The organism is Micromonospora sp. NPDC007220, assembly GCF_040634035.1.
In the GTDB taxonomy this organism is placed as follows: domain Bacteria; phylum Actinomycetota; class Actinomycetes; order Mycobacteriales; family Micromonosporaceae; genus Micromonospora; species Micromonospora reichwaldensis.
Window position 1 is genome coordinate 74,464 of sequence record NZ_JBEYEU010000023.1, and the last position, 20,710, is coordinate 95,173.

Consider the following 20,710-nt stretch of genomic DNA (forward strand, 5'->3'; position numbering starts at 1 on the left):
GAGGGAAGACTGTTGTCCATCGAGATCGCCAACGAGTCGGGTGTCGACGTCGACACCGACGCCGTGCTCGCCGTGGCCCGGCACGCCCTCGACGAGATGGGGGTCAACCCCCTCGCCGAGCTGTCCGTGCTGCTGGTCGACATCGACTACATGACCGAGCTCAACCACCGGTGGATGGGCGGCGACGGCCCCACCGACGTGCTCGCCTTCCCCATGGACGAGGGCAGCGTCGACCACGGGCCCGGTGAGACGTCCGCCGCCGGCGGCGAGCCCGCACTGCTCGGCGACATCGTGCTCTGCCCGGAGGTGGCGGCCAAGCAGGCGGCCACCGCCGGTCACGCCGCCGCCGACGAGCTGCACCTGCTCACCGTGCACGGGGTGCTGCACCTGCTCGGCTACGACCACGCCGAGCCGGAGGAGGAACGGGAGATGTTCGCTCTCCAGGCCCGGCTGCTGGCGAGCTGGCGGTCGACCCGGTCCCGGTGATGGCCACCCCGACACTGGCGGCCGCCGCCACCGGCCTGCCCGACCTGCAACTGCTGGTCTTCGCGGCCGGCCTGGTGGTGCTGGCCGGCCTCATCGCCATGACCGAGGCGGCCCTCGCCGCGGTCTCGCCCGCCCGTGCCGCCGAGCTGGCCCGCGACGGCGCGCGGGGCGCACGCACGCTCCAGGCCGTCGCCGGGGACGTGGTCCGCCACCTCAACCTCCTGCTCCTGCTGCGGCTGCTCGCCGAGCTGACCGCCACCACCCTGGTGGCGCTGGTCGCGGTCGACACCTTCGGCGCGGGCTGGCGCGCTGCGCTGGTCACCGCCGGCGCGATGACCGTGATCAGCTTCGTGGTGGTCGGGGTCGGCCCCCGGACCATCGGCCGGCAGCACGCGTACGTGGTCGGGCGGTCCGTCGCCCCGCTGGTCCGCTGGCTGGGCCGGGCGCTCAACCCGCTCGCCTCGCTGCTGATCCTGATCGGCAACGCGGTCACGCCGGGCCGGGGCTTCCGGGAGGGCCCGTTCGCCACCCAGGTGGAGCTGCGCGAGCTGGTCGACCTGGCCGAGCAGCGCGGTGTCGTGGAGCACGGCGAGCGGCAGATGATCCACTCGGTCTTCGCGCTCGGCGACACCATCGCCCGGGAGGTGATGGTGCCGCGTACCGAGATGGTGTGGATTGAGGAGCGCAAGACGCTCTCCCAGGCGTTGGCGCTCTTCCTGCGCTCCGGTTTCTCCCGCATCCCGGTCATCGGCGAGAGCGTCGACGACGTGCTCGGCGTGCTCTACCTCAAGGACCTGATCCGGCGGACCCAGGGCGGTGCCCCGGAGGACCGGCAGCTCCCGGTCGCCGAGCTGATGCGCCCCGCCACCTTCGTGCCCGAGTCCAAGCCGGTCGACGACCTGCTCTCGGAGATGCAGGCCGCCCGCAACCACCTGGTCATCGTCGTCGACGAGTACGGCGGCACCGGCGGGCTGGTCACCATCGAGGACATCCTGGAGGAGATCGTCGGTGAGATCACCGACGAGTACGATGTCGAGCGCCCGCCGGTCGAGCACCTCGACGACGGGGCGGTGCGGGTGACCGCGCGGCTCCCGGTGGAGGATCTGGGCGAGCTGTTCGACACCGACCTCCCCACCGACGAGGTGGAGACCGTCGGCGGCCTGCTGGCCCAGTCCCTGGGCCGGGTCCCGATCCCCGGGGCGCAGGTCGAGGTCGCCGGGCTCCAGCTGGTCGCCGAGGGCACCACCGGCCGACGCAACCGGATCGACACCGTGCTGGTGAACCGGGCGGAGTCGACCGACACGCAGAACGGCCCGGGGCGTGGCGAGCACGCCGAGCCCCGGGACGACACGAACCGATCCGAGGAGAGGCAACCCGCCGATGCCTGAGTCACCCGCCGTACCGGCCGCCCGGCCCACCCCGTCCGACCCGGTCGAGCTGAGCGCCGAGGACGGCAAGCTGGTCGTCCTGGCGCGGGGCGCGCGTGGCCGGGTGGGCGCCGTGGAGGGCGCGGCGGTCCGCGACCAGGACGGTCGGACGTACGCGGCGGCCAGCGTGTCGCTGCCGTCGTTGACGATCACCGCGCTCCAGCTCGCGGTGGCGTCCGCGGTGGCGGCCGGCGCGACCCGGCTGGAGGCGGCCGTGGTGGTCACCGAGGCGTCGACGCTGGACGGCGCGGGGCACGCGGCGGTACGCGACCTCGCCGCGGACGCGCCGATCCACGTGGCCGCCCCGGACGGGTCCGTCCTCGGCACGGTGGTCGAGTGAGCGATCTCCAGCCGCGCCCCTACCGGGCCGGGTTCGCCTGTTTCGTCGGCCGGCCGAACGCCGGCAAGTCGACGCTGACCAACGCGATCGTCGGGCAGAAGATCGCCATCACCTCGAACAAGCCGCAGACGACCAGGCACATCATCCGGGCCGTCCTGCACCGCCCGGAGTCCCAGCTCGTGCTGGTCGACACCCCGGGCCTGCACCGCCCCCGTACGCTGCTCGGCGAGCGCCTCAACGACCTGGTCCGGCAGACCTGGAGCGAGGTCGACGTGATCGGCCTCTGCATCCCGGCGGACGAGCCGATCGGGCGGGGTGACCGGTTCATCACCGGCGAGCTGGCCGAGTTGAAGGCCACCGTGCTGGCGGTGGTCACGAAGACCGACCTGGTGGACCGCAAGCGGCTGGCCGAGCAACTGCTCGCGGTCAGCGAGCTGGGTGAGTTCGCCGAGGTGGTGCCGGTCAGCGCGGTCTCCGGGCACCAGGTGGACACCCTGGTCGACGTGATGACCGGCTACCTGCCCGAGTCGCCGCAGCTCTACCCCGACGACATGCTCACCGACGACCCGGAGCAGGTGCTGGTCGCCGAGCTGATCCGGGAGGCCGCCCTGGAGGGCGTCCGCGACGAGCTGCCGCACTCCATCGCGGTGGTCGTCGAGGAGATGGTCCCCGAGGGCCGGCTCATGAAGATCTACGCCGATGTCTACGTCGAGCGCCCCAGCCAGAAGGCGATCGTGATCGGCCACCGGGCGAGCCGGCTCAAGCACGTCGGCACCACCGCCCGCCGGCAGATCGAGGAGCTGCTCGGCACCCGGGTCTACCTCGATCTGCACGTCCGGGTGGCGAAGGACTGGCAGCGGGATCCGAAGCAGCTGCGCAAGCTGGGCTTCTGACGCCAGGGGCCGGGACGCGCCGCGTCCCGGCCCAGAGCCCGTCCGACGCATGATCGGTATCGGTCGGACGTATGGAAGATGTCACCTTCTGGTGGGTTCTCTTCTGTTTGGCGTGCTCGGCCCGGAGGGTAGGGGGTAAGACAGCCCCCGTATCCCCGGACATAGATGCAGGCTGATGCGAAACCGATACCTGGACCTGCTCCGCTTCCTGGCCATCGTTCGAGTCGTCGTCTACCACGTCACCGGTTGGGCCACGCTGACCCTCGTCTTCCCGGCGATGTCGGTGATGTTCGCGCTCGCCGGCTCGCTGATGGCGGCCTCACTGCACCGGTGGGGGCCGGGGGCGGTCGTGCGCCGGCTGCGGCGCCTGCTGCCGTCGCTGTGGGTGCTCGCCGCCGTCTTCGTGCCGGCCATGCTGCTCACCGGGTTGCCGCTGAGCCCGAAGGTGCTGCTCTGGCTCTTCCCCATCGCCGACCCGCCGGCCAACGGCTGGGGCGCGATCGCGCTCAGCGTGATCTGGTACCTGCGCGACTACCTCTGGTTCGTGCTCGCCTCGCCGGTGGCCCTCTGGCTGTTCCGGCGCGCCCCGGTGCCCACCCTGATCGCCCCGTACGCCCTGCTCGCGGCGGCCGAACTGGGCCTGCTCCCGGCGCTGCCGGTGGCGCTGCACCAGTTCGGGCTCTACTTCGGGGCCTGGCTGCTCGGTTTCGCCCACCAGGCCGGCATGCTGCGCCGCCTCGCCAACCGGGTGCTGGTCCCGGTCGCGCTGGCCCTCGCCGCCGCCGGGGCCGCCTGGATCGTCACCCACCCCGGACCGCGCGGGTACGACCTGAACGACAACCCCCTGGGCAACGCCCTCTGGTCGGCGGCCTTCGTCCTCGTGCTGCTCGGTCGGGGTCCGGCGAGCGCACCCTGGGTGGACCGCAGCGCCGCGTTCGGCCGGGTGGTGACCATGTTCAACCGGCGGGCGCTCACCGTCTACCTGTGGCACATGCCGTTCGTGGTGGCGCTCACCCCGCTGGTCGACGTGGTGGGCTGGTCGCACCAGGACCCGCTCGGCCTGGCGATCCGGGTGGCGCTGGTCTTCGCGCTGGTCGCGGCGGTGACCGCCCTCGTCGGCTGGGTGGAGGACGTGGCCGCCCGCAGGCCGCCGGAGCTGGTCCCGGGCCGGGCCCGCCCCGGCCCGGCCACCGTCGACGCGGCCGCCGACGGCAGGACCGGCGGACCGGCCACCCGGCACGGGGTCGACGGCAGGGCCGGTGGACCGGTCAGCGGGCGGGCGGTGGTGCCGGCGCCCCGGGCCGCGCGGGAGCCGGAGACCGTCGAGATCAACGCTGGGTGACCCTGATGTCGCCGCTGCCGGTGGAGAGGTCGAGCACCAGCGTGGCGGACGGGTCGTCGGTGACGCCCAGTTCGGCGTCGCCGCCGTCGGTGTTGGAGCGGACCCGGTAGCGGCCCGCCGGCACGACCAGATCGACGCTCCCGCTGGAGGCGTGCACCCGCGCCGAGGCGGGCGTCGTCAGGTCGACGGCGATGTCCCCCGAGCCCGTCTCCGCGTCCACCCCGCCGCCGAGGCGGTGCCCGGTGATGTCGCCCGACGAGGTACGCAGCGTGACCGCGGCGGCGACCTCGTCGACCTCGACGTTGCCGGAGCCGGTCTGGGCGCGTACGGGCCCGCCGGCGCCGGCCACCTGGATGTTGCCGGAGCCGGTCTCCGCGCGTACGGGGCCGCTGGAGGCGGTCACCCGGATGTTGCCCGAGCCGAGCCGCATCTCCACCGGGCCCACCCTGCTCAGGTCGACGTCACCGGAGCCGGTCTCGCCCTTCACGCTCACCCCGTCCGGGGCGGTGACCTCGTAGGAGATGCTGCACCGGGAACCGCAGTCGGTGTCCAGCACCAGCTCGCCGCCCTTGATCTCGTACGTCGCGTCGGGCTGACCGCCCTGGTAGCGCACCACCCGCTTGATCCGCACCTCGTCCTGCGCGCCGATGGCGCGGACGGTCACGTCGCCGGCCCCCGGGAGCACCCGGATGCTGCTGATCCGGACCGCCTCGGTGTTGTCGTAGTCGAGCCGGCGGAAGGACAGGTTGTCGCACCCGGCGGCGACGATCAGGGTGGTGGCCGCAGCGAGCGCGGCGGCGGTGCGGTGCAGAGCCATGCGAGCACGCTACGAGGCGTGACGGCCCCCGCGCATCGGGGTTCCGCGCGCGGACACCCCGAGCTGACCCTGATTCCGCACCCCGAGAGAGAATGGTCCGATGGCCGGGTACCGCCGACAGCTCTACCGCGACGACGCGGTGGTCCTGCGTGCGCAGAAGCTCGGCGAGTCCGACCGGATCATCACCCTGCTCACCCGCCGGCACGGCCGGCTCCGCGCGGTGGCCCGGGGGATCCGCCGCACCACCAGCAAGTTCGGGGCCCGGCTGGAGCCGTTCGGTCACGTCGACCTCCAGCTCGCCGGCGACCCGAAGGGCAACCTGGGCAGCTCGCTGCACACGGTCAGCCAGGTCGAGGGCATCGACCTCTACGGCAAGCGGTTCCTCGGCGACTATCCCCGCTACACGGCGGCCAACGCGATCGCCGAGACCGCCGAGCGGCTCACCCCCGTCGAACGGGAGCCCTCGCTGCGGCTGTTCCAGCTCACCCTGGGCGCGCTGCGGGCGCTCGCCGAGGGCAGCCACGCCACCACCCTGGTGCTCGACGCGTACCTGCTGCGGGGCATGACGCTCGCCGGCTGGGCGCCGGCGCTGACCGCCTGCGCCGTCTGCGGCACGCCGGGGCGGCACCGGGCGTTCTCCGTACCGGCGGGTGGCGCGGTCTGCCCGGACTGCCGGCCGCCCGGCGCGGCCCATCCCGCCCCGGCCACCATCGACCTGATGTCCGCGCTGACCAGCGGCGACTGGCGGGTCGCCGACGCCACCGAGACCGGCGTACGCCGGGAGTGCAGCGGGCTGGTCGCGGCACACCTGCAGTGGCACCTGGAGCGCGCGCTACGCTCGCTGCCGCTGGTCGACCGGGGCGCCCCGGGGGCCGGTCCGGTCCCGCCGTCGCCTGGCGCCGGGTCCGGTGCGGACGGCGTGAACAGGGGGAGAACTGAGTGATCCGATCGATGAGGGCCGGCCGTCGCGAGCCGGTGCCGCCGACTCCGCACCCGTCGGGCGCCCGGCCGCCGGCGCTGCCCGCCGACGCGGTGCCGAAGCACGTCGCCGTGGTGATGGACGGCAACGGCCGGTGGGCCAAGGATCGCGGGCTGCCCCGCACCAAGGGCCACGAGGCGGGGGAGTTCTCCCTCTTCGACACGGTCGAGGGCGCCATCGAGCTGGGCATCCCCTACCTGTCGGCGTACGCCTTCTCCACCGAGAACTGGCGGCGCTCGCCGGACGAGGTCCGGTTCCTGATGGGCTTCAACCGCGACGTCATCCGCCGCCGCCGTGACCAGCTGGTCGACCTGGGGGTGCGGGTGGTCTGGTCCGGCCGGGCCGGCCGGCTCTGGAAGAGCGTCATCTCCGAGTTGCAGACGGCGGAGGAGATGTCCCGGGGCAACTCGACGCTGACCCTCCAGTTCTGCGTCAACTACGGCGGTCAGGCCGAGATCGCCGATGCCGCCGCCGCCATCGCCCGCGACGTGGCGGCGGGCCGGCTGGACCCCGGGAAGGTCAACGAGAAGACCGTCGCGAAGTACCTCTACCACCCGGAGATCCCCGAGGTGGACCTGTTCCTGCGTCCCTCCGGCGAGGAGCGGATCTCGAACTTCCTGCTCTGGCAGACCGCGTACGCCGAGCTGATCTTCCTCGACACGCTCTGGCCCGACTTCGACCGCCGCCACCTCTGGTACGCCTGCGAGCTGTACGCGCAGCGGGACCGTCGCTTCGGCGGCGCGCTGCCCAACCCGGTCGCCCCGCCGCCCGCCTGAGGCTTACCGCCCGGTCGTACGGGGTACCACGGTGGTCAGCAGCCACCGACGGAGGTGAACCCACATGATCCAGAAGCGTATTGCCCAGTGGGCGATGATGGCCGTCGCCGTGCCGTTGGCGGCGGCGGGCGCGCGCCGGCTCAGCCACACGCTGGAGGCCCGCCGCGGCCCGACCGGGGTGAGCCGCCTGCTCACCAAGGGCGCCGACATGCTCCGCCCCCAGAAGGCGAAGCGCCGCCGCTTCTTCTGACCCAACCCAGCCGTGACCTGACCCCACCCCCGACCCGTTCGTCGATCATGCAGTCGTGGTGCCCCGCGAAAGCCCCACACCGGGGCGTTCCGACCATCAGAAGTGCATGATCGGCTCGCGGGTCGGGGGTTTGGGTTTGGGTGGGGGTCAGGTTTTGGTTTCGGTGCGGTCGGTGGGCCAGCGGGTGTGGAAGGTGCCCTCGCGGTCCACGCGCTGGTAGGTGTGCGCCCCGAAGTTGTCCCGCAGCGCCTGGATCAGGGCGGCCGGCAGCCGCTGGGCGCGCAGCGCGTCGAAGTACGCCAGCGACGAGGCGAACGCCGGGGCCGGCACGCCCGCCCGCGCCGCGTCGGCCACCACCCGCCGCCAGCTCGGCACGCCGTCGTTCACGGTGTCCGCGAACCACGGCGCCACCAGCAGCGTCGGCAGGTCGGGCCGCTCGTCGTACGCCTGGCGGATGCGGTCGAGGAAACGGGCCCGGATGATGCAGCCGCCCCGCCAGATCGTCGCGGTGCCGCCCAGGTCGATGCCCCAGTCGTACTCGCGGGAGCCGGCGCGGATGTGGTCGAAGCCCTGCGCGTACGCGACGATCTTCGAGGCGAGCAGGGCGCGGCGCACGTCCTCGACGAAGCCGTCGGGGTCCTCGACCCGCCAGGTCGCGCCCGCGTCCGGGAACGCCTGCCGGGCCGCCTTGCGCTGGTCGGCGTGCCCGGAGAGCGAGCGGGCGAAGGTCGCCTCGGCGATGCCGGTGATGGGGATGCCCAGGTCGAGCGCGCTCTGCACCGTCCAGCGGCCGGTGCCCTTCTGCTCGGCGCGGTCCAGCACGACGTCCACGAACGCCCGCCCGGTGGCCGCGTCGGTGTGCGCCAGCACGTCGGCGGTGATCTCGATCAGGAAGGACTCCAGCTCGCCGGAGTTCCAGCCACGGAAGATCTCCGCGATCTCCGCCGGCTGCGCGCCCAGTCCGGCCCGCAGCAGGTCGTACGCCTCCGCGATGAGCTGCATGTCGGCGTACTCGATGCCGTTGTGCACCATCTTGACGAAGTGCCCGGCCCCGTCCGGCCCGATGTGCCGGCAGCACGGCACCCCGTCCACCTGGGCGGCGATCCGCTCGAAGATCGGCCCGAGCGTGCGGTACGACTCCGCGGATCCGCCCGGCATGATGCTCGGGCCGCGCAGGGCGCCCTCCTCGCCACCGGAGACGCCGGTGCCGACGAAGTGCAGGCCGTGGGCCCGTAGCGCCTCCTCCCGCCGGCGGGTGTCGGCGAAGTGCGCGTTGCCGCAGTCCACGACGATGTCGCCCGCGTCGAGCAGCGGGACCAGTTCGTCGACCACGGCGTCGGTGGGGCCGCCCGCCTTGACCATCACGATGACCGCCCGGGGCCGCTCCAGCGACGCGACGAAGTCGGCCATCGACTCGGCGGGGAGGAACGTCCCCTCGTCCCCGTGCTCCGCGACGAGGTCGCGGGTGCGCTCCGGCGACCGGTTGTGCACCGCCACGGCGAAACCGTTGCGGGCCAGGTTGCGGGCCAGGTTCCGGCCCATCACCGCCAGCCCGGTCACGCCGATCCGTGCCGTCGCCCGCCCGGCCATCCGTCCACCCTCCGCCGTCGACAACCGCCGGTGCGACCGTATCGCCTGCGGGGCGGCCCGGAGAGCGTGTCGGGCACCCCGTCACCGCCACGTGGCTGTCGTCCTGAAGGGCGCGGGGGCCGGCCGGATCCTGCGCCGGGCGGCCTCCGCGGGGCCCGGCCGGCCGGCTGCGGACCCCGCCGGGCGGCCTCGTGGGACGCGAGCGGCCGGCCGGCCGCGGATCCCGCCGGGCGGCCTCCGCGGGGCCCTACTGACCGGCTGCGGATCCCCGCCGGTAATTCGGGTGCGCGCGACCGGTCGGGCGGCTAGCGTGTGGGCATGCGCAACTGACGCCCCACTTCCGAGCCGACCCGCCGCCGCATCGCCGCGGGTCCGCGTGCTCCCGGGCGTCCGCATTCCGCACCTGCCGTCGAACGGCGGTGCTCCTCGTGGCCGATCCCGGGCAGCTGTCCCGATCCCGCCCGACCGTCGCGCGACGGTCGCCGAACGAGGCGGGCCCCGGTCACCGGACGTCGTTCCGGTGCGGCAGGGCCCGCAGACCGAGGAGGCACCGGATGCCCGCCAGGCGCAACCCGAAGAAGTCCCGTACCACCGTCCCCACGCCGTCCGTCGCGGACCTGACGCCCGTCAACCTCGACGAGGTGGCGGTCGCGCCGGTCGTGCCGGCGCTGCCGGTCGACCGACCGACGGCGCCGAAGGCCGGTCCGCCGGTCTCCGGCGCCGGCCGCTCCGGCCCGCTGCGCGGCCAGAAGGCCGGGCAGGCCCGCCGGTACGCCTTCCGGCGCAGCTGACGGTGCCGGCCGGGTGGAGCGTCGTCACCGGCGACTCCACCCGGCCCGCCCGCGCCCGACCACCCGGGCATGCGCCTCCGCCCGGCCCGCTCGCCGGACGACCAGCCCGCTGCGCGCCCGGTCGGCGCCTCCACCCGGGCCCGCCCGCCGATCAACGGGCGGCGTCAGCCGATCAGCGGGCGGAAGGTGCCGAGCAGCACGCTGACGGTCAGCGCGGCCCCGGCGAGCACCGCCGCGCCGGCGATCAGCAGGCCGTCGGCGGCGACGAAGCGCTGTCGCCGGGCGACGGTGCGCGGGACCCCGGCGTCGAAGCCCCGGGCGTCCATCGCCACGGCCAGCCGGGTGCCCCGGCGGATCGCCCCGACGAGCAGCGCGAAGGCCGTCGACACGAACAGCCGAAGTTTCGCCAGCGGGTTGCGGCCGGCCTCGACCCCCCGGGCGCGACGCGCCATGGAGATCATCTGCCACTCCTGCCCCAGCAGCGGCACGAGCCGGAACGCGGCCAGCGCCCCGATGGCGAACCGGGCCGGTGCCTTCGCGTTCTGGATCAGCGCGTCCGCCAGGTCGGTCGGGTCGGTGGTGGCGAAGACGATCACGCCGGGCAGCGCCACCGCGAACATGCGCAGCACCAGGCCGAGCGCGGTGAGCAGCACCCCGGAGGTGACCACCACCGGGCCGGCCTCGACCAGGACCCGGCCGGAGCGCTCGGCGGCGAAGAGCACCAGCGTCACCACCACGCCGACCGCGCCGACGAGCAGCGGCCAGGCCCGCCGCGCCAACACCCGGAAACGGACCCCGAACAGCGGCAGCAGGGCCAACTCGACGGCGATCGCGATGGCCGGGGCCACCGGGTCCAGGGTGGCGATCAGGATGAACGAGAACACCAGCGCCGCGGCGAGCTTGGCCACCGGGTTGCGCCGGGCCAGCAACGCCTTCGGCGCGGCGACCGGCTCGAAACTGATCACGCCCGCCCCAGGGTGCGGCGGCGATCCGGGTGGGTGACCGGTGCGGCGTTCGGGCTGGTCACGCCCGCCCCCAGGGCGGGGCGACGGTCCGGGTGGGTGACCGGTGCGGCGGTTCGGTCGCTGGTCACGGGCGCTCCAGGGTGAGGCGGCGATCTGCCAGGGCGGCGACGAACTCCGGGTCGTGGGTGACGGCGACCAGGCCGTGCCCGGCGTCGCGCAGCTCGGCGAAGAGGTCCACCAGCTCCAGCCAGGTCCGCCGGTCCTGGCCGAAGGTCGGTTCGTCGCAGACGAGCAGGCGGGGCGCGGTGGCCAGGGCGGTCGCCACGCTCAGCCGCCGCGCCTCCCCGCCGGAGAGGGTGTACGGGTTGGCGGCGGCGAGTTTCGTCAACCGCAGCCGGGACAGCAGGGTGTCGACGGTGGTCCGGACCGCCGTCTCGGGCTGGCCGGTGCGGCGCGGGCCGAGCGCCAGCTCGTCGAAGACGGTGTTGGTGACGAACTGGTGCTCCGGGTCCTGGAAGACCGAGCCGATCCGGCGGGCCAGTGCCGGGGCGCGCCAGCGGTGCGGGGGCGTGCGGGCGTCGCCTCCGGCCAGTGCCGTCGTCGCCGCGATCCGGCCGGCCCCGGGCTTGAGCAGCCCGCCGAGCAGCAGGGCGAGGGTCGACTTGCCGGCCCCGTTGGGCCCGACGACGGCGAGCGCCTCGCCGGCGCGTACCGCCAGGTCGACGGGGGCCAGCCGGGGCGGCAGGCCGAGCCGGTCGGCGGTGAGCAACACGTCGCCGGGCGGCGCGGTCGCGTGGCGGGGTGGTACCGGGCGGCCGGGCACCCAGACGCCCTCGTCGGCGAGCGCGTCGCCGTGCGTACCGAAGACGGCCTCGGGCGTGCCGTCGGCGCGGACGCCGCCGCCGGGTTCGAGCACGACCACCCGGTCGACCAGGGGCAACGACTCGGCGACGCGGTGTTCGACCAGGATCAGCGTGGTGTCGGCGTCGAGCGCGCCGGCCACCGCCGCCCGGATCAGCGCCGCGCCGGTCGGGTCGAGGTTGGCGGTCGGCTCGTCGAGCAGCAGCAGGCCGGGGCGCAGGGCCAGCACCCCGGCCAGGGCGAGCCGCTGCTGCTCGCCGCCGGAGAGCGCGGCCGTGTGGCGGTCCCGGGGGTACGGGAAACCGACCCGAGCCAGCGCCTCGTCGACGCGGGGCCAGATCTCCCCGGCGGGGGTGCCGCGGTTCTCCAACCCGAACGCCACGTCGTCGCCGCTGCGGGCCATCACGAGCTGGGTCTGCGGGTCCTGGAAGACGATGCCGACCCGCTCCCGGCCCTTGCGAGGGTCGAGCCCGTCGATCTCGACGGTGCCCTCCTGCTCGCCCGAGTCCTCGGGCAGCAGCCCGGCCAGCGCGGCGAGCAGCGTGCTCTTGCCGGCCCCGGAGGGCCCCAGCAGCAGCACCCGCTCGCCAACCTCGACGCGCAGGTCCACCCCGCGTACGGCCCAGGCCCGCCGTCCGGCATGCCGCCACCCGAACCCCCGCAACGTCACCGCCCCCACGCCGCCCCCTTCCTTCCTGCCCGCCCGCGGGCGTTGATCATGAGGTTGTTGTCGTTCGGCACGGCGTGTCGTGGCAACAACTTCATGATCAACGCGCCGGGTCGTGGGGGTGAGGTGGGTGGGGAGAGGGGGTGGGTCAGATTGGGGTGCGGTCTCGGGCGGCGGGGAAGCGGTCGAGGGCGCCCGTGGTGGCCAGGGCGCGGGTCAGGGCCCAGCCGCCGGCACCCGCGACGATCGTGGCGCTGACGATGGTGAGCAGGGCGTACGGGATGCGGTAGCTGCCCAGGGCGTACTCGCTGTTCCAGACGAAGAAGTCGAACAGGGCCGCGCCGAGGCCGGTCAGCGCGCCCGCGATCAGCGCGGTGGGCAGCCGGAACGAGCGGTACCGGAACGCGGCGAAGGCCAACTCGGCGCCGAGCCCCTGGATCAGGCCCTGGACGATGGTGACGCCGCCCCACTCCGAGCCGAGCAGCGCGGAGACCGTCGCCGCCACCGCCTCGCAGAAGAGCGCCGCGCCGGGCTTGCGGATCACCAGACCGCCGAGGACGGCCGGGACCAGCCACACGCCGTACATGATCGCCTGGCTGGCGGGGAAGAACGCGAACGCCGGGTCGACGGCCCGCCACAGCAGGCCCCAGGCCCAGAAGATGACGCCGAAGGCCACCGCGATCACGGCCGCGACGACGACATCGACGGTACGCCACCGGGTGGCGGTGTTGTTGTCTCGCATGATTGCTCCCAGTCCCTAACGAGAACCAGGAGAAGACGCACGCCGCGCCCGGAACGTGCCGGACGTCGACGCGGCTGGAGGTCGACCGAACTCCCTGCGCTGGCATTACCCAGATCAGGTTCGAGGGTCTGCGGGCGGTGCCCGCACTCTCAGCGCTGTGCGCTCCCCTGTCGGATGTGAAGTTGTGGCCCGACGCTAACACCTTTGAAGATCATCGGGCAAAGTGATCTTTCCGCAGCTCACCAGCGCAGTCGATCGACGGCGTCGATTCCGGCCCGGTACTCTCGGGCGGCCACTGGGAATCCGGCAGAGGGACACGTACGTGACATCCGAGGCTGACCGCCGCGCGCCGGACGGGTCGCACCCGGGCGCGGTGGGCGTGGCCGCCCCGGGCGTACGCGAGGAGAAGCCGGCGGCGCCCCGCGGCCCGGACCGGCGGGTCGGGTCGGTGGAGGTCCTCGCCGGCCTGCTGATCCTGCTGGTCGTCTTCCGCGAGCCGCTCGCCCGGGCCCTCTCCGCGCCCCGCTTGCAGACCTGGACCACCGTCTTCGTCTCGGTCATGGTGCAGGCGGTGCCGTTCCTGGTCTTCGGGGTGCTGCTCTCCGCGGTGATCGCCGTCTTCGTGCCCCGGTCGTTCTGGGCCCGGGCGCTGCCGCGTCACCCCGCGCTCGCGGTGCCGGTGGCCAGCGCGGCCGGCGTGGTGCTGCCCGGCTGCGAGTGCGGGGCGGTGCCGATCGCCGGGTCGCTGATCCGGCGCGGGGTCACCCCGGCCGCCGCGTTGGCGTTCCTGCTCGCCGCCCCGGCGATCAACCCGATCGTGCTGACCGCCACCGCCGTGGCCTTCCCCGACGACCCGGCGATGGTCCTCGGCCGGGCCGTCGCGAGCCTGCTCGTGGCGATGGTCATGGGCTGGCTGTGGCTGCGCCTCGGCCGGGCCGACTGGATCCGGCTGCCGCGCCGGCCGGAGCTGGACGGCGGCCCGCGCGGGCGGGCGTTCTGGGGGGCGGTCCGGCACGACGTCACGCACGCCGGCGGGTTCCTGGTGATCGGCGCGGCGGCCGCCGCCACGATCAACGTCGTGGTGCCGGAGCGCTGGTTGCAGACCCTCGCCGACGAGCCGGTGCTGTCGGTGCTCGCGCTGGCCGCGCTCGCCGTGCTGCTCTCCCTCTGCTCCGAGGCGGACGCCTTCGTCGCCGCCTCGCTGTCGCAGTTCTCGCTGACCTCCCGACTGGTCTTCCTGGTGGTGGGGCCGATGGTCGACCTCAAGCTCATCTCGATGCAGGCCGGAGTCTTCGGCCGGCGGTTCGCGCTGCGGTTCGCCCCGACCACCTTCGCGGTGGCCGTCGCGGTGGCCGCCGTGACCGGGGCGGTGCTGCTGTGAACCGGCAGGCGCAGGCCGTCGTCCTGCTGCTGCTCGGCGGCGCGGTGGTCCGGGCCAGCCTCACCGACCTGCACCTGCGCTACGTCAAGGAGGGGCTGCGGCCCTTCCTGATCGCCGCCGGCCTGCTGCTGGTGGCCGCCGCGGTCATGACCCTCTTCTACGAGCTGCGCCCGCTCCTGCGGCGCACGCCCGCCGGCCACCACGACGGCCCGGCCGGTGGGTGGCGGCCCCGGCGCACACCCGGCCCCGAGGCTCACGGCGACGGCTACGACGGGCACGACGGCTACGACGGGCACGGCGGTGACGACGGGCACGGCCACCACGAGCCGCGGGTCGGCTGGCTGCTGATCCTGCCCGTGCTGGGCCTGCTGCTGGTCGCCCCGCCGGCCCTGGGCTCGTACGCGGCCGGTCAGGCCGGCACCGCCGTCACCACCCGGCAGCAGCCGTCCGACTATCCGCCGCTGCCCGCCGGCGACCCGGTGCGGGTGACCGTGCTCGACTACGCCTCCCGGGCCCTGTTCGACCGGGGCACCTCGATCGGCGAGCGCCGGGTCCAGCTGACCGGCTTCGTCACCACCGGCCCCGACGGCCGGCCGCTGCTGGCCCGGATGGTGCTCTCCTGCTGCGCCGCCGACGGGCGGCCGGTCAAGCTGGGCCTGACCGGCGCGGCCCCCGACGGGCTCGCCGACGACACCTGGATCGAGGTGACGGGTCGCTACAGCGACCGCATCGCCCGCGACCCGGTCAACGACGCCGAGATTCCCTACCTGGACGTGGAGTCCTGGCGGCAGGTGCCCGTCCCCCGGCAACAGTACGAGTGACAGGTGGGCCCGGCAGTCCCGGGCGGCCAGGTGCGGCGCTGGGTAGGCTCACGATCATGCGGATCGAGGCCCGGGGGTTCACGTTCGACGTCCGTGTCGGCGGACCGGAGGGCGGCACGCCCGTCCTGCTGCTGCACGGCTTCCCCCAGCACGGCGGGGAGTTCGACGACGTGGTGCCCGCGCTGCACGCCGCGGGCCTGCGCACGTACGCGCCGGACCAGCGCGGCTACTCGCCGGGCGCGCGGCCCGAGGCGGTCGAGGCGTACCGGCTGCCGGAACTGGTCGCCGACGCGGTGGGCGTACTCGACGCGTTGGGCGTCGACGCGGCGCACCTGGTGGGGCACGACTGGGGCGCGGTCGTCGCCTGGGCCGTCGCGGCCCACCATCCCGAGCGGGTCCGCACGCTGACCGCGGTCTCCGTGCCGCACCCCGCCGCCATGGCGTGGGCGCTGGCCGAGGACGCGGGGCAGAAGGCGCGCTCGGCGTACATGACGGTGTTCCGCAAGCCGGGCACGGCGGAGAAGGCGCTGCTGGTGCTGGGCGCGACCGGGCTGCGCCGGATGCTGCACGGGGTCGGCGACGACGCGCGGGTGGCCGCGTACGCGGACCCGATGCGCGAGCCGGGCGCGCTGACCGCCGCCCTGAACTGGTACCGCGCGATGTCCCGCCGGGACCTGGCCGCCACCGGGCCGGTGGCGGTGCCGACCACGTACGTGTGGAGCGGTCGCGACATCGCGATCGGCCGGACCGCCGCCGAGGCGTGCGCCGAGCACGTGACCGCCGACTACCGCTTCGTCGAGCTGCCCCGGGTGAGCCACTGGATCCCCGACGAGGCGCCCGCCGCGCTGGCCGAGGCGATCCTGGCCCGGGTGCACGACCCGGTCTGACCTTCCCCGCGACACCGGCCGGCGGAGGCCGGGCCCACCCCTGACGGAGGTACGACATGGACCGAGCAGACACGACGGTGAAGGCCGAGGACTTCCTGGCCGTGGTGACCGACACGATGCACCGGGTCGCCGAGAGCCAGCGCGAGGCGGTGGGGCGGGCCGCCGACCTGATCGCCGAGGCGGTACGCGCCGTCGGCGTGGTCCACGCGTTCGGCACCGGCCACTCCGAGGCGCTGGCCATGGAGATCGCCGGGCGGGCCGGCGGGCTGGTCCCGACGAACCGCATCGCCCTGCGGGACCTGGTGCTGCGCGGCGGCGCCCCGGCCGACGTGCTCGGGCCGCTGCTGGAGCGCGACCCGTCGGTGGCGCACCGCCTCTACGAGTTGGCTCCCGTCAGCCCCCGGGACGTCTTCGTGCTCGCCTCCAACTCCGGCGTGAACGGCGCCATGGTGGAGTTCGCGTCGCTGGTCAGGGAGAAGGGCCACGGGCTGGTCGCGATCACCTCGGCGCAGCACTCCGGGCAGATGACCTCGCGCCACCCGTCGGGACGCAAGCTCGCCGACTTCGCCGACGTGGTGCTCGACAACGGCGCCCCGTACGGCGACGCGACGCTGCCACTGCCCGGCGGAGGTGCGGTCGGCGCGGTCTCGTCGATCACCGCGGCGCTACTGGCGCAGCAGATCACGGTCGAGGTGGTGGCGCGGCTGCTGGCGGCGGGGGAGCGGCCCCCGGTCTACCTGTCGGCCAACATCGCCGGGGGCGACGAGCACAACAACGCCCTCGAGGCCCGGTACGCGGGCCGGATCCGCCGCGGCTCCTGACGGGTTGTCGCTACGGTCGGCCGCATCATGGTCGATACGGAATCGGGGCGTCAGACAGTGACGTGAGTCGGTTTCGCGCGTCGACGGGTGGGGCATCAGCGATGCTGCCGCCGGCCGCCCCCGCCGGCAGTACCGTCTGACCGGAGGTAGCGCGTGTCCAAGGAAACCGAGAAGCAGCGCTGGCAGCGCAACTTCGCCGACCTGCTCCAGGAGCTTCGGGTCGCCCAGACCGGCGTGCAGATCCTCTTCGCGTTCCTGCTCACCCTGCCGTTCAGCAACGGCTTCACCCGTACGAGTGGCTTCCAGAAGGATGTCTACATCGTCGCGTTGCTGGCCGCGGCCGCGGCCACCGCGATGATCATCTCTCCGGTGGCGTTCCACCGCGCGCTGTTCCGGCAGGGCCGCAAGCCGGAGCTGGTCCGGTTCGCCCACCGGATGGCCAGCGGCGGGCTCGCCTTCATGCTGATCTCGATGGTCAGCGCGGTGCTGCTGATCACCGACTTCGTGCTGGACCGGAGCATCGCCCTGGTGCTCAGCGGCCTCACCGGCCTCTGGTTCCTCACCTTCTGGGCGTTCCTGCCGTTCTCCCGCCGCAACTGGGGCGACGACGACACCGACGACGACGAGAACGAGCCACGGTCCCTCAGCGACTGACGAAGGTCGACACAACTCGATATTTACCAATCGCTACCCCTGGGTAACACCCGGGGGTAGCGTGCTGTTCGCCGAGCACGTTGACGCATCCGGACCGAGGTTCGAGGGGGCCGCCGTGACCGCGACACACAACAGCCGACCCGCGCCCGACGGATCAGGCGCCGACCAGCCGCCGCCGTCGGCCGACGCCCCGCCTGCGGCCGCCGACGCCCCGCCTGCTGCCGCCGGCACCCCGCCTGCTGCCGCCGGCACCCCGCCTGCTGCCGCCGGCAACGCGCCTGCGGCCGCCGACGCCCCGCCCGCGACCGCCGGCAACGCGCCTGCGGCCGCCGACGCCCCGCCCGCGGCCGGTGCGGCCGGGCCCCTGCCGACCGAGGCCGGTCAGGTCTCCGAGAAGGAGGCACGACAGGTCGCCGAGGCGGCCCGGGAGTCCACCTGGGATCGTCCCAGCTTCGGCAAGGAACTCTTCCTCGGCCGGTTCCGGCTCGACCTGATCAACCCTTGGCCGCGCTCCGACCCGGCGGACGTCGCCCGCGCCGACGAGTTCCTCGGCCGGTTCCGCGAGTTCCTCACCTCCGACGTGGACGGTGCGGCGATCGAGCGGGACGCGTCCATCCCGGACGAGGTGTTCCAAGGAATGGCCCGGCTCGGCGCGTTCGGCATGAAGATCGACCGGTCGTACGGCGGGCTCGGGCTCAGCAACCTGCACTACTGCCGGGCGCTCATGCTGGCCGGCTCGGTCAGCCCGGCGATCGGCGCGCTGCTCTCGGCGCACCAGTCGATCGGGGTGCCGCAGCCGCTGAAGATGTTCGGCACCGCCGAGCAGAAGCAGCGCTTCCTGCCCCGGCTCGCCGCCGGTGAGGTCTCCGCGTTCCTGCTCACCGAGCCGGACGTCGGCTCCGACCCGGCCCGACTGGCCACCACCGCCGAGCCCACGCCCGACGGCACCGGCTACCGCCTCAACGGCGTGAAGCTGTGGGCCACCAACGGCACCGTCGCCTCCCTGCTCGTGGTGATGGCCCGGGTGCCCGCCGCCGAGGGGCGGCGCGGCGGGATCACCGCCTTCGTCGTCGAGGGCGACACCGAGGGCATCACGGTCGAACGGCGCAACGCCTTCATCGGCCTGCGCGGCCTGGAGAACAGCCTGACCCGCTTCCACGACGTCTTCGTACCGAAGGAGAACGTCATCGGTGGCGAGGGAAAGGGCCTGAAGATCGCGCTGACCACCCTGAACACCGGGCGGCTGTCGCTGCCGGCGATGTGTGTCGGCGCCGGCAAGTGGGCGCTGAACGTGGCCCGGGAGTGGGCCGTCGACCGGGTGCAGTGGGGCCGGCCCGTGGGCGAGCACGAGGCGGTGGCCCAGAAGCTGTCCTTCATCGCCGCGACGACGTACGGCATGGAGACCATGCTGGACCTCTGCTGCCTGCTCGCCGACGACGACCGTAACGACATCCGGATCGAGGCGGCGCTGGTCAAGCTCTACGCCAGCGAGATGGCCTGGAAGATCGCCGACGAACTGGTGCAGATCCGGGGCGGCCGCGGCTACGAGACGGCCGACTCCCTCGCCGCGCGGGGCGAGCGACCGGCCGCCGTCGAGCAGCTGCTGCGCGACCTGCGGATCAACCGCATCTTCGAGGGCTCCACCGAGATCATGCACCTGCTCATCGCCCGGGAGGCGGTCGACGCGCACCTGTCCGTCGCCGGTGACATCATCGACCCGGACGCCGGGCTCGGCCGCAAGGCGAAGGCCGGGGCGCGGGCCGGCGCCTTCTACGCGAAGTGGCTGCCGACTCTCGCCGTCGGCAGGGGACAGCGCCCGTCGGCGTACGCCGAGTTCGGCCCGCTCGCCGGCCACCTGCGGCAGGTGGAGCGCGCCTCGCGCAAGCTGGCCCGCTCGACGTTCTACGCGATGTCCCGCTGGCAGGGCAAGATGGAGCGCAAGCAGGCGTTCCTCGGCCGGGTGGTGGACATCGGCGCGGAGCTGTTCGCGATGTCCGCGGTCTGCGTGCGCGCCTACGCCGAGCGGGACACCCGCCCCGAGAACGTCGAGCTGGCCGACCTGTTCTGCCGGCAGGCCCGGGTCCGCGTCGACGCGCTCTTCACCGCCCTGTGGGACAACACCGACTCCGTCGACACGGCCGCCGCGAAGCGGATCCTGGCCGGGCGCTACGCCGCTTTGGAGGACGGCGTGATCACCCCCGCCGACGACCTGCCCTGGGTGGCACCCTGGTCGCCCGGCCCGTCCACCGCCGCCGACACCCGCCGCCGCATCCCACCCCCGCCCCCACCCTCCTCCTGACCAACCCGCCCCGCCCCGCCCTCTCACCCTGGCGTCGATCATGCAGTTGTGGTGCCCCGCAAAAGGGGCTAAAGCTGCCGTTCCGGGCACCATAACTGCATGATCGCCAGGCCGGCCAGCCTGGCGGGCCGAGCCGGGCGGGCCGAGCTGGGCCGGGCGGGCCGGGCTGGGCCGGGCGGGCCGGGCTGGGCCGGGCGGGCCGGGCTGGGCCGGGCGGGCCGGGCTGGGCCGGGCGGGGCCGGGGTGGGGTGAGGTGAGGCAGGGGGTCAGCGACCGGGGCGTAGGCCGAGGTGGCGTAGTTCCAGGGCGGCGAGGGCGTCGACGGTGGCGTCGTCGCCGCGCCGCCACGACTCGGCCACGTCGGGGGCGATCCGGGTCAGTCGCCCCAGCGGCTGGGTGGCCAGCGCGCGCAGGGCGAGCAGGTCCCGGCCGGCGGGCGCGGCGGCCAGCTTCGCGGCCGAGCCGGCCCGGCGCATCCAGCGCACCCGTAGCGGCAGCCAGCCGAAGAGCACCAGGCCGAGCGGGAAGACCAGCACGGCGACGGCCAGCGCGAGGGCGAGCTGGTCGACCAGCTCCTGCTGGTCGCGCCCCGCCTCGGCCAGCGAGCGGGCGGCGGTGGCGGCCCGCTCGAACGGCGCGGTCAGCTCGTCGCCGACCAGCGGCACCCGGCCGACCTTGCCGCTGGCGTCGGCCAGGTTGTCGGCCAGGCCGCCGCCGGCCCCCTCCAGCTTCTGCCCGGGTACGGCGAGCTTCTGGACCAGGTCGTGCAGCCACAGCGCGCCACGGATCGCGCCGTACACCCAGGCGACGACGAGCAGGTCAGTGATCAACTGTCGGACGGCGGTCGGGAAACGATCGGCGTAGATCTTCACGCCGGACAGCGTGCCATGTGCGCGGGCCCCTGGCACGGCGCGAACGACG

The 20,710-nt window shown here is 74.1% G+C and carries 23 protein-coding genes and 1 riboswitch; of the genes, 16 read left to right on the forward strand and 7 right to left on the reverse strand.

Annotation, left to right across the window (positions count from 1 at the left end; translation table 11 throughout):
* The first annotated feature begins 12 nt into the window (after nucleotides 1–12).
* The 5 genes from ybeY (at nucleotide 13) to ABZ573_RS27045 (ending at nucleotide 4,488) form a co-directional block, all read left to right on the forward strand.
* Nucleotides 13–486: an rRNA maturation RNase YbeY gene (gene ybeY / locus ABZ573_RS27025; RefSeq protein ID WP_132240405.1), complete on the forward strand. Its 474-nt coding sequence runs from the start codon at nucleotides 13–15 to the stop codon at nucleotides 484–486.
* Nucleotides 462–1,874, forward strand: coding sequence for a hemolysin family protein (locus ABZ573_RS27030; RefSeq protein WP_358121834.1), 1,413 nt, complete (start codon nucleotides 462–464; stop codon nucleotides 1,872–1,874). The genes ybeY and ABZ573_RS27030 overlap by 25 nt, the downstream gene beginning before the upstream one ends.
* Complete coding sequence (locus ABZ573_RS27035) at nucleotides 1,867–2,253, forward strand: cytidine deaminase (protein WP_101412356.1); 387 nt, start codon at nucleotides 1,867–1,869, stop codon at nucleotides 2,251–2,253. Before ABZ573_RS27030 ends, ABZ573_RS27035 begins: the two co-directional genes overlap by 8 nt.
* Nucleotides 2,250–3,146: a GTPase Era gene (gene era, locus ABZ573_RS27040; protein ID WP_151452825.1), complete on the forward strand. Its 897-nt coding sequence runs from the start codon at nucleotides 2,250–2,252 to the stop codon at nucleotides 3,144–3,146. The genes ABZ573_RS27035 and era overlap by 4 nt, the downstream gene beginning before the upstream one ends.
* 175 nt (nucleotides 3,147–3,321) lie before the next feature.
* Complete coding sequence (locus ABZ573_RS27045; RefSeq protein WP_151452826.1) at nucleotides 3,322–4,488, forward strand: acyltransferase; 1,167 nt, start codon at nucleotides 3,322–3,324, stop codon at nucleotides 4,486–4,488.
* On the opposite strand, the gene ABZ573_RS27050 is transcribed toward ABZ573_RS27045, so the two are convergent.
* Complete coding sequence (locus ABZ573_RS27050; protein WP_151452827.1) at nucleotides 4,475–5,305, reverse strand: DUF4097 family beta strand repeat-containing protein; 831 nt, start codon at nucleotides 5,303–5,305, stop codon at nucleotides 4,475–4,477. The genes ABZ573_RS27045 and ABZ573_RS27050 overlap by 14 nt on opposite strands.
* Before the next feature lie 100 nt (nucleotides 5,306–5,405).
* Between ABZ573_RS27050 and recO the strand changes: the two genes are divergently transcribed.
* The 3 genes from recO (at nucleotide 5,406) to ABZ573_RS27065 (ending at nucleotide 7,310) form a co-directional block, all read left to right on the forward strand.
* Nucleotides 5,406–6,248 carry a DNA repair protein RecO gene (gene recO, locus ABZ573_RS27055; protein ID WP_327029319.1) on the forward strand — a complete coding sequence of 281 codons (843 nt, stop codon included), beginning with the start codon at nucleotides 5,406–5,408 and terminating at the stop codon, nucleotides 6,246–6,248.
* A gap of 8 nt (nucleotides 6,249–6,256) precedes the next feature.
* Entirely contained in the window at nucleotides 6,257–7,060 is an 804-nt protein-coding gene (locus tag ABZ573_RS27060; protein ID WP_327031280.1) for an isoprenyl transferase, read from the forward strand.
* 64 nt (nucleotides 7,061–7,124) lie between these two features.
* On the forward strand, nucleotides 7,125–7,310 hold the full coding sequence (locus ABZ573_RS27065) for a hypothetical protein (RefSeq protein WP_311413809.1): 186 nt from the start codon (nucleotides 7,125–7,127) through the stop codon (nucleotides 7,308–7,310).
* 147 nt (nucleotides 7,311–7,457) lie between these two features.
* On the opposite strand, the gene gndA is transcribed toward ABZ573_RS27065, so the two are convergent.
* Complete coding sequence (gene gndA, locus ABZ573_RS27070) at nucleotides 7,458–8,900, reverse strand: NADP-dependent phosphogluconate dehydrogenase (protein WP_358121814.1); 1,443 nt, start codon at nucleotides 8,898–8,900, stop codon at nucleotides 7,458–7,460.
* Nucleotides 8,901–9,454: 554 nt separating this feature from the next.
* Here gndA and ABZ573_RS27075 point away from each other — a divergent pair.
* Complete coding sequence (locus ABZ573_RS27075; RefSeq protein WP_151452831.1) at nucleotides 9,455–9,691, forward strand: hypothetical protein; 237 nt, start codon at nucleotides 9,455–9,457, stop codon at nucleotides 9,689–9,691.
* A gap of 164 nt (nucleotides 9,692–9,855) precedes the next feature.
* On the opposite strand, the gene ABZ573_RS27080 is transcribed toward ABZ573_RS27075, so the two are convergent.
* The 4 genes from ABZ573_RS27080 to ABZ573_RS27095 all read right to left on the reverse strand — a co-directional run bounded on the left by ABZ573_RS27080 (nucleotide 9,856) and on the right by ABZ573_RS27095 (nucleotide 12,926).
* Entirely contained in the window at nucleotides 9,856–10,656 is an 801-nt protein-coding gene (locus ABZ573_RS27080) for an energy-coupling factor transporter transmembrane component T (protein WP_358121816.1), read from the reverse strand.
* A complete protein-coding gene (locus ABZ573_RS27085; protein WP_255474683.1) occupies nucleotides 10,653–10,784 on the reverse strand; it encodes a hypothetical protein in 132 nt (43 codons plus the stop codon). The genes ABZ573_RS27080 and ABZ573_RS27085 overlap by 4 nt, the downstream gene beginning before the upstream one ends.
* Nucleotides 10,781–12,196, reverse strand: a complete 1,416-nt coding sequence (locus ABZ573_RS27090; RefSeq protein ID WP_327029316.1) for an ABC transporter ATP-binding protein — start codon at nucleotides 12,194–12,196, stop codon at nucleotides 10,781–10,783. The genes ABZ573_RS27085 and ABZ573_RS27090 overlap by 4 nt, the downstream gene beginning before the upstream one ends.
* Nucleotides 12,197–12,332: 136 nt before the next feature.
* The gene (locus tag ABZ573_RS27095; protein WP_132240395.1) at nucleotides 12,333–12,926 is read right to left on the reverse strand and encodes an ECF transporter S component; all 594 of its coding nucleotides are present in this window, start codon (nucleotides 12,924–12,926) and stop codon (nucleotides 12,333–12,335) included.
* A 73-nt stretch (nucleotides 12,927–12,999) separates the two neighbouring features.
* Nucleotides 13,000–13,105, reverse strand: a riboswitch (TPP riboswitch).
* A 200-nt stretch (nucleotides 13,106–13,305) separates the two neighbouring features.
* On the opposite strand from ABZ573_RS27095, the gene ABZ573_RS27100 reads away from it, so the two are divergent.
* The 7 genes from ABZ573_RS27100 (at nucleotide 13,306) to ABZ573_RS27130 (ending at nucleotide 20,041) form a co-directional block, all read left to right on the forward strand.
* Complete coding sequence (locus ABZ573_RS27100; RefSeq protein WP_192581572.1) at nucleotides 13,306–14,307, forward strand: permease; 1,002 nt, start codon at nucleotides 13,306–13,308, stop codon at nucleotides 14,305–14,307.
* Nucleotides 14,304–15,128, forward strand: a complete 825-nt coding sequence (locus tag ABZ573_RS27105; protein WP_358121819.1) for a TIGR03943 family protein — start codon at nucleotides 14,304–14,306, stop codon at nucleotides 15,126–15,128. The genes ABZ573_RS27100 and ABZ573_RS27105 overlap by 4 nt, the downstream gene beginning before the upstream one ends.
* Nucleotides 15,129–15,184: 56 nt before the next feature.
* Complete coding sequence (locus ABZ573_RS27110) at nucleotides 15,185–16,015, forward strand: alpha/beta hydrolase (protein ID WP_151457137.1); 831 nt, start codon at nucleotides 15,185–15,187, stop codon at nucleotides 16,013–16,015.
* 56 nt (nucleotides 16,016–16,071) lie between these two features.
* Nucleotides 16,072–16,836 (forward strand): SIS domain-containing protein, encoded by a 765-nt coding sequence (locus ABZ573_RS27115; protein WP_358121821.1) that lies wholly within the window; start codon nucleotides 16,072–16,074, stop codon nucleotides 16,834–16,836.
* 153 nt (nucleotides 16,837–16,989) lie between these two features.
* The gene (locus tag ABZ573_RS27120; RefSeq protein WP_311414937.1) at nucleotides 16,990–17,490 is read left to right on the forward strand and encodes a DUF6328 family protein; all 501 of its coding nucleotides are present in this window, start codon (nucleotides 16,990–16,992) and stop codon (nucleotides 17,488–17,490) included.
* Between the two features lie 364 nt (nucleotides 17,491–17,854).
* Complete coding sequence (locus ABZ573_RS27125) at nucleotides 17,855–19,789, forward strand: acyl-CoA dehydrogenase family protein (RefSeq protein ID WP_327031279.1); 1,935 nt, start codon at nucleotides 17,855–17,857, stop codon at nucleotides 19,787–19,789.
* Nucleotides 19,790–19,888: 99 nt separating this feature from the next.
* Nucleotides 19,889–20,041, forward strand: coding sequence for a hypothetical protein (locus ABZ573_RS27130; protein WP_358121823.1), 153 nt, complete (start codon nucleotides 19,889–19,891; stop codon nucleotides 20,039–20,041).
* 14 nt (nucleotides 20,042–20,055) lie between these two features.
* On the opposite strand, the gene ABZ573_RS27135 is transcribed toward ABZ573_RS27130, so the two are convergent.
* On the reverse strand, nucleotides 20,056–20,661 hold the full coding sequence (locus tag ABZ573_RS27135; RefSeq protein ID WP_151456942.1) for a hypothetical protein: 606 nt from the start codon (nucleotides 20,659–20,661) through the stop codon (nucleotides 20,056–20,058).
* Nucleotides 20,662–20,710 lie beyond the last annotated feature (49 nt).